6 protein-coding genes and 3 tRNA genes are annotated in these 7089 nt (G+C 43.2%); 2 read left to right on the top strand and 7 right to left on the bottom strand.

Annotation, left to right across the window (positions count from 1 at the left end):
- Window positions 1–20: 20 nt before the first annotated feature.
- Both CLV31_RS01710 and CLV31_RS01715 read right to left on the bottom strand, forming a co-directional pair.
- On the bottom strand, window positions 21–1091 hold the full coding sequence (locus CLV31_RS01710) for a Gfo/Idh/MocA family protein (RefSeq protein ID WP_111391139.1): 1071 nt from the start codon (window positions 1089–1091) through the stop codon (window positions 21–23).
- Window positions 1088–1660 (bottom strand): peptidylprolyl isomerase, encoded by a 573-nt coding sequence (locus tag CLV31_RS01715; protein ID WP_111391140.1) that lies wholly within the window; start codon window positions 1658–1660, stop codon window positions 1088–1090. Before CLV31_RS01715 ends, CLV31_RS01710 begins: the two co-directional genes overlap by 4 nt.
- A gap of 136 nt (window positions 1661–1796) precedes the next feature.
- On the opposite strand from CLV31_RS01715, the gene CLV31_RS01720 reads away from it, so the two are divergent.
- Entirely contained in the window at window positions 1797–3056 is a 1260-nt protein-coding gene (locus CLV31_RS01720; RefSeq protein ID WP_111391141.1) for a sensor histidine kinase, read from the top strand.
- Between the two features lie 11 nt (window positions 3057–3067).
- Here the strand turns inward: CLV31_RS01720 and CLV31_RS01725 are convergent, their stop codons facing one another.
- On the bottom strand, window positions 3068–4198 hold the full coding sequence (locus tag CLV31_RS01725) for a 1-acyl-sn-glycerol-3-phosphate acyltransferase (RefSeq protein WP_111391142.1): 1131 nt from the start codon (window positions 4196–4198) through the stop codon (window positions 3068–3070).
- A gap of 87 nt (window positions 4199–4285) precedes the next feature.
- Window positions 4286–5140: an alpha/beta hydrolase gene (locus CLV31_RS01730; RefSeq protein ID WP_111391143.1), complete on the bottom strand. Its 855-nt coding sequence runs from the start codon at window positions 5138–5140 to the stop codon at window positions 4286–4288.
- Window positions 5141–5313: 173 nt separating this feature from the next.
- On the opposite strand from CLV31_RS01730, the gene CLV31_RS01735 reads away from it, so the two are divergent.
- Entirely contained in the window at window positions 5314–6405 is a 1092-nt protein-coding gene (locus tag CLV31_RS01735) for an AI-2E family transporter (RefSeq protein WP_111391144.1), read from the top strand.
- 137 nt (window positions 6406–6542) lie between these two features.
- On the opposite strand, the gene CLV31_RS01740 is transcribed toward CLV31_RS01735, so the two are convergent.
- The 3 genes from CLV31_RS01740 to CLV31_RS01755 form a co-directional block, all read right to left on the bottom strand.
- A tRNA-Leu gene (locus CLV31_RS01740) sits at window positions 6543–6626 on the bottom strand.
- 193 nt (window positions 6627–6819) lie between these two features.
- Window positions 6820–6903, bottom strand: a tRNA-Leu gene (locus CLV31_RS01750).
- 40 nt (window positions 6904–6943) lie between these two features.
- Window positions 6944–7017 (bottom strand) — tRNA-Pro (locus CLV31_RS01755).
- Window positions 7018–7089 lie beyond the last annotated feature (72 nt).

Consider the following 7089-nt stretch of genomic DNA (forward strand, 5'->3'; position numbering starts at 1 on the left):
AAGTGTCACATTCTGTAAACCTACAACCGGATTACTTCTCCAGATTTGACAGATTCGTCGCATGCAAAAGCAATTTTCAGACTATTAAGTGCATCTGCAAGATGATCAGTCAGGTCATGATCTTCTTGAATAGCCTTTAAAAAATACCGTTGCTCTCGATTGCAAAGTTCCAGATGATCAGGTTCGTCAGTCATATCAATCCACTCGTCTTTTTTCAGAAAATTATTTTTGCTGTCAATCGCGGCATGATGAACCCGAATCGATTCTGTTTTGGTATGGCTATCCACATGATCTGATTTTCCCACTGCCCCTGCATCTTTGGCGACAATCGATACAGCACCTTTGGGGCCGAATACATCTTTCACAAAAAAGGCAGTCTCTGACACCATCGGTCCCCAGCCAGCTTCATACCATCCCACCGAACCGTCCTCAAACCGGATTTGAAGCTGTCCATAATTGTAGTTGTCTTTTGCGATGTCATCGGTGAGCCTTGCCCCAATGGCTGATACCCAAACCGGTTTGGACCGTGTCATCTGACACATGACATCGATGTAATGGACGCCACAGTCTACGATTGGACTGAGGGATTTCATCAGGTTGCGGTGCACATCCCACATATAGCCGTGACTTTGTTGGTTGAGATTCATTCGCATGACCAGGGGTTTTCCCATTTTCTGAGCTTCTTCAATGAATCTCATCCAAGAGGGATGATGTCTCAGGATATAGCCTACTACAACTTTTTTTTGAACTTCTTTAGCTTTTGAAATGATTCGCTCACATCCTAAAATGGAATCTGCCAGGGGCTTTTCAATAAAAATATGACATCCGGCTTCCAGGGCTTTTAAGGCAAAAGTTTCATGCGTGTCAGGGTAGGTGGAGATACAAACAGCATCAGGCCGAGTCTGCTCCAGGGCTTCCTCGAAATTTTCGAATAGAGGATAGGCTGCTCCCAGTTGCTGATTCAATTTTGTTTTGCTGTCTCCTCTGGCGACAAGACCGCATATTTCAAATTCCGGCATGTGGTGATAGGCAGTGGCATGGGAAGCTCCCATATTGCCACAGCCGACTACAAGGATTTTAATCAAATTCATTGGGTCGGGGAATTGAGAAGGTGAGTGTATTCTGATGAACTAAGATAAACAATTTCTATTTGGAGACTAATCGGGGAAAGAGGTTCGTCAAGTTGATTTCTTTCCACCTGAACTATCCGATCAATAATTTCCATGCCTTTCAGGACTTTGCCAAAAACCGTGTAGTTGCCATCCAGGCGATGCAAGCCGTCCCGATTTTGGACAATATAAAATTGGCAACGGGCAGAAAGTTTGTCTGGATTATCATCTCTTCCTGCTCCGACCGCTCCATAAACATGCGTCAGTTCTGGATGAAACTCGGGTTTTAGCAAATAATCTGGGTCATTGAACCCTTCAGGGGTATCCGGACAACCTCCCTGAGCAACAAAATTGGGGATGACCCGGTTGAAAGAAAGCGAGTCCCAATATCCTGATTCTGCAAGCTGGATAAAGCTTTGTTTGTGGTTGGGAGTTCTGTCGTCCAAGCTGATCCAAATTTCTCCCAATGGGGTGGTAATTTTCCCGACTGGAAGGGTTGGGTCCGTGATGAATAGATGAGTAAGGGCGACTAGGAGAAAGAAGAGCTTCATAGGACGAAAATTCAGAAACTGGGTTGGAGGTTGTTAATTTACATAAAACCGAGACTTATTTAGATTTCATGCTATTTCAAAAGTTTGGATAGGCTAGCTATTCATTTTTGCCGTTGATTTGATAAAAATTAAACACATGACTCAAGAATCCTTGCTGAATAACCCAGGTTTAGATCAGGTTTCTCCACTTCCCCAAAATGAAATGGAGCGCATTATGGCTTTGAGCGAACTTGATTTGGATTATTTAGATCTCGAGAAATCATTTTCAGATTTGACCAAATTGGCCGCCAAAGTAGCAGGGACTCCGATATCCCTGATCAACCTGATTGACTCTTTTACCCAATGGAGCGTGTCTGCTTATGGTATTGAGATCAAGCAAATGCCTAGGGAAGAATCTGTCTGCCAATACACCCTACTGGAAGAAAACGCTGAAGGGTTTGAGGTGAAGGATTTGTCACAGGATGAGCGGTTCAAGGATAAATTCTATGTAGCCGGAGAGCCTAATCTGAAATACTACTATGGCATCCCCTTGCTTTTAGATGGGAATAGGGCCTTGGGAGCCCTGTGTGTGTTGAGTGACGATTACAAAAATCTCAGCGCTGAGAAAAAGGAAATGCTTGAGATCATCGCAGGGGAAGTCGTCAATCGGATCAAGATTAATTATGCAGTAGCTGGACTGAAAAAGAAAGTACAGGAAACTACGGCTGTAAAAAACCGGGTTGCCCATGATATCAGAGGTCCTATCGGAGGAATCATAGGCTTGGCTGAGATCATTCAAATGCAGGGCAATCAAAACAAACTGGAGGAAGTACTGGATTTTATAGCCTTGATTCGCAAAAGTGGAAAATCAGTTTTGGAATTGGCAGATGAAATTTTGACTCACTCTATTGCTGAAAAGGATTTGGTGAAAAGAGGGCCAATGAATCATGAGTTTACCTTGCTGACATTACAGTCCAAACTGGAGGACATGTTTACTCCTCAGGCAGTAACCAAAAATGTCAGCTTCGAGGTAAAGGCCAATCCACCACAGCAGGGAATCCCTTTTCCCAAAAACAAAATCCTACAAATTTTGGGTAATCTTATTTCCAATTCTATCAAATTCACTCCTGCTGGAGGTGAAGTTTTGGTCGATCTCGATATGGAAATTACAGATCAGTCCAATCACCTCCGGTTTCTGGTAAAGGACAGCGGCGTTGGTATTGCTCCTGAAAAAATCCTGGAAATTATGGAAGGAGGAACCGCTTCCAGTCAAGGCACCTCTGGTGAAAAAGGCTTTGGATTTGGCTTGAACCTGGTACACCACCTGATAAAAAGCTTAAATGGGACCATGTCTGTATCTTCTGCCCAAGGTCAGGGGGTACAGTTCGAACTCATCATTCCATTGGACAATAGTTAACCGTTCAGGGTTTAGGATTGCGATGTTCTAGCATTATCCACCGGGTAGGCATACATAGAGAGGAAGTTTTTCAATAAGACGGGATTGGTAGTATCTACCTTTCCCTTCAGCCTTTTTTCAAAACTTTCTTTCTCTTCCAGGCTGTAAAAATCAGCAAATTGATTGCTCCCATGAAGTAAGTCGTGGGAGATGTAGTTGCTTGGCCAAAGTTTATAGCCTTTCCAAATATGAAAATCAATCAGGGAAGCTAGCTCGGCAAGTTTTTCACTTTGGGAGCTTTTTTTGGAGGAGATTTCCTGAATCTCCTGATCAAGAACGCCATTTACTTGAATGTGAATCCGTTTTTTGGTACCCATGATTCCCCGGAGCAAATTGACAAAGTCCTCGTTTTCGCTTTTGACATACTTTTCATCCCTAGATTTGGCCAGCAGTTCTGGCATCTTTAGTATATCGGTAGGATCATATTCGTACGAAATGGATACTGGCACCAATCTGATTTTTTCGAAAAAGCCAAAGGGATTATCCCCATCTTCTGCCAAAGTCAGCATTTTCAGCACCCCTTTGTGAGTGATATCATTTCCATCCTTGGTTCTTCCTTCTCTTTGGGCTGTCCATACCGATCGATTTTCCCGAAGGAGTGACTTGTGGATGTATTCTGAAGCCATCATAGAACTTTCAAAAAGAGCACGTCCACTCAGTCCTCTTCGAATGGCAAAATTCCGATTGAGCTTGGATAAGGTATGCAGGAAGGGTTTCTTGATCAGATTGTCACCGATCGCTGAAGTAGTCATCACCAAGCCATTTTCGTATAGGCAGGCATTGAGTAGGGAAGTATCCAGGATGATGTCCCGGTGGTTGGAAATAAACAGGTATGCAGTATTGGGTTCCAGGAGATCAAATCCACCTTTACTCAGTCCATCCGAACTTTTTTCCAATACTTTCATCAGTGCAGGATAGATAAAGTTGATCTGGAAGTCCCGAAGTGAATGCGTATGAAGCATCAGGTCTTTCCAATGTGCAACCGAATCGTTTGGGAATGCAAAGTTCATCATGGCCTCTAGCATGGGGTCATCAATGATCTGCCGGATGGCTGCATTCACTTCCGCATCATAGAAGGGTCTGATTGGGTCAAATTTTGACATAGTCGGGTGATAATGTGCCTGCAAAAAGCAAAAATTAAGGGAAAATAAGAAGATAAAGTTTTTGCCTTTGCTGCCTGGTGGCTTTAGTTACTGTCTTTCCAGATACTTAGAAAAGAAGAATAAATGAACCGGTAAAGCCTCAGTCCAATAGTCCCAAGTATGGGCTCCGGGCCGCTCGATGTACTCATGGGGTGTTTTGTTTTCTACCAGCAGTTGGTGAATTTGTCGGTTGGTTTCTATAAGAAAATCATCCACCCCGCAGTCTATGATCAAGGCTATTCCGTTGGATTTCATTTGGGAAACCAATCCAACGGCGGTATAGGGATTGAATGAAGGTCCGTCATAATTGATTTCGCCCAGCATGGCTTTTTGACTTTGGACCCTCAGTGCTCTAAAGTCTTCTTGGACCTTCCAAAGTCGGGTGTCAATATTCATTACACCACTCATACTGCCTGCAGCAATAAATAACTCGGGATGTTTGGCAGAAAGGGTGACAGCGCCATGTCCTCCCATGGATAAACCGGTGATCGCTCTGGATTCTTTCTTGGCCAAGGTTCGGTAATTTTTATCCACAAATGGGATCAGCTCCGAAATGAGGTAGGTCTCATACCGCACAGAATCCATCAATGGACTGTCGTAATAATAACTTGCCGGACCCACTCCGGGCGTAACAATAATTAGGTTGTATTCTTCTGCCAATCGTGGCACGAGGTCTTTTTCAGTTACTTTTTGATGCCAATCGCTGTAGGAGCCAGAGCCACCATGAAGAAGATAGAGTACCGGAAACTTTTCCGAACCTTTCGAATAGCTTGCAGGAGTGGTGACAGCTGCTTTCAGATTTTTCTTCATTGAGGTACTGTATACTTCTATTGTATCCACCCGGGTCTGGGCAAAAAGGAGGGTGTTGGAAAAGGTGAAGATTAGCCAAAGAAGATTTTTCATAGGTTGGGTTTGAATTTGGGTGTAAAGGTGATGGGAGTGCTCTGGGGTGTGGCTCAGAGTAGATGGACCAAAGTAAACAATCTATTTCACGATCCCAGAATTTCTCCAATATCGATCACTCTTTGGGATATTCGGTATTTTGTATATTCCAGTGAAAATTCCCTTATCTATTCATGAAACGGATTCAACAGACAGCCTATTTTCTGATAGTATTAGTTTTGGGAGCCCTGGTTTTGAAGGAGGGCTCTTTTATTTTTATTCCATTGGTTTGGGGGATTTTTTTTGCCTTTGCCTTGTATCCTTTGGCCCACTGGTTTGAACAGAAATCATTCCCCAGAGGATTGGCAATTTTTGCATCGATTCTGTTAGTCACCTTAATTGCGTCCGCAGTTTTTTACATTCTATTAAATCAGATGATGGGGCTGATCAAGGAGATTCCCGAGATTGGTGAAAATGTAAATGAGAAATTGGGTCGATATTTTGATGAAATGAGTTTGCTGCTGGGAGAGGATGTATTTGATCCCGATCACAAAGCGGACGTTTTTTCTTTTTTCTACCCAGAGGATATCAACCAGACGCTTTTCACTACAGGAAAATCCCTGACCTTGATTGGAATAATTCCGTTGTACACATTTTTGATGCTGTACTACAAGGATTTTTTTTCAGAGTTTTTAGTAAGAATTTCCTCAAAAAATCAGGAAGAGGTTATTCACTGGGTTGGAGATTCTGGAAAAGTAATTCAATCATACTTAGCCGGAATGATTAGAGTAACAGGTATTGTGTCTGTTTTGGCAGGTATTTTTTTCTATCTAATCGGGGTAGAGTATTTTATTCTTTTTGCGGCATTTATTGCGATCATGAATCTGATTCCTTATGTAGGGGTGTTTATTTCTTCCGTATTTGCGATCCTCTATGTATTTCTGACTACCGACTCATTCTTTTATCCATTTATCACCTTTTTGACGCTATGGGGAATCCAACTTTTTGAGAACAATATCATCACACCCATAGTGGTCGGTTCCAAGGTCAAGGTAAATGCATTGGCAGTTATTTTGGCAATCTTGGCCGGAGGTTGGCTTTGGGGGATCTCAGGAATGGTTTTGTTTATTCCCTTGACAGGTATATTGAAAATCACATTAGATAGGAGCAACCAATTGAGTCCATTTGGTTACTTATTGGGAGATGATGTTCCGGTAACGGAAGCCTCTGAAAATTTTTGGAAGGTTTTGAAAAGAAGGATGGCCTCTGGAAAAAATCGAAAGTGACGAATCCCTGCTAAAATCGAAAGTTTAATTTTCCGGAAAGGAAATTTTCCCAGTGACGCAGAGGAAAATTGAATAGCCGAAAAAAGGCACAAGAAGGCATAAAAAAAGCCTCTCAGATGATCTGAGAGGCTTTTCTGTGCGGACGAAAAGATTCGAACTTTCATGCCCGTGAAGGCGCTGCCGCCTGAAGACAGTGCGTCTACCAATTTCGCCACGTCCGCAAAGTAGAAGTGGTTGCCTTATTTAAGGCGGTAAATAAAGTCGGGGTGGCAGGATTCGAACCTACGACCTTCCCGATACCAATCGGGACGAGATACCGGGCTACGCTACACCCCTCGAAATTTTTAGCAGAATAGATTGAAGATTGTGCAAATGAAAAAAGCAGACCAGGAAGATCTGCTTTTAGATTGAACGTGCGGACGAAAAGATTCGAACTTTCATGCCCGTGAAGGCGCTGCCGCCTGAAGACAGTGCGTCTACCAATTTCGCCACGTCCGCAAAGTAGAAGTGATTGCCTTATTTAAGGCGGTAAATAAAGTCGGGGTGGCAGGATTCGAACCTACGACCTCCACATCCCAAATGTGGCGCGATACCGGGCTACGCTACACCCCGAAACTTATAATCAAGAAATTTATTCAACTGCCATTTGCAGTTTGCGGAATTCGGACCAAGACCTTCCCGATA

Origin of the sequence: Algoriphagus aquaeductus (genome assembly GCF_003253485.1) — a bacterium.
Classification (GTDB): Bacteria; Bacteroidota; Bacteroidia; order Cytophagales; family Cyclobacteriaceae; genus Algoriphagus; species Algoriphagus aquaeductus.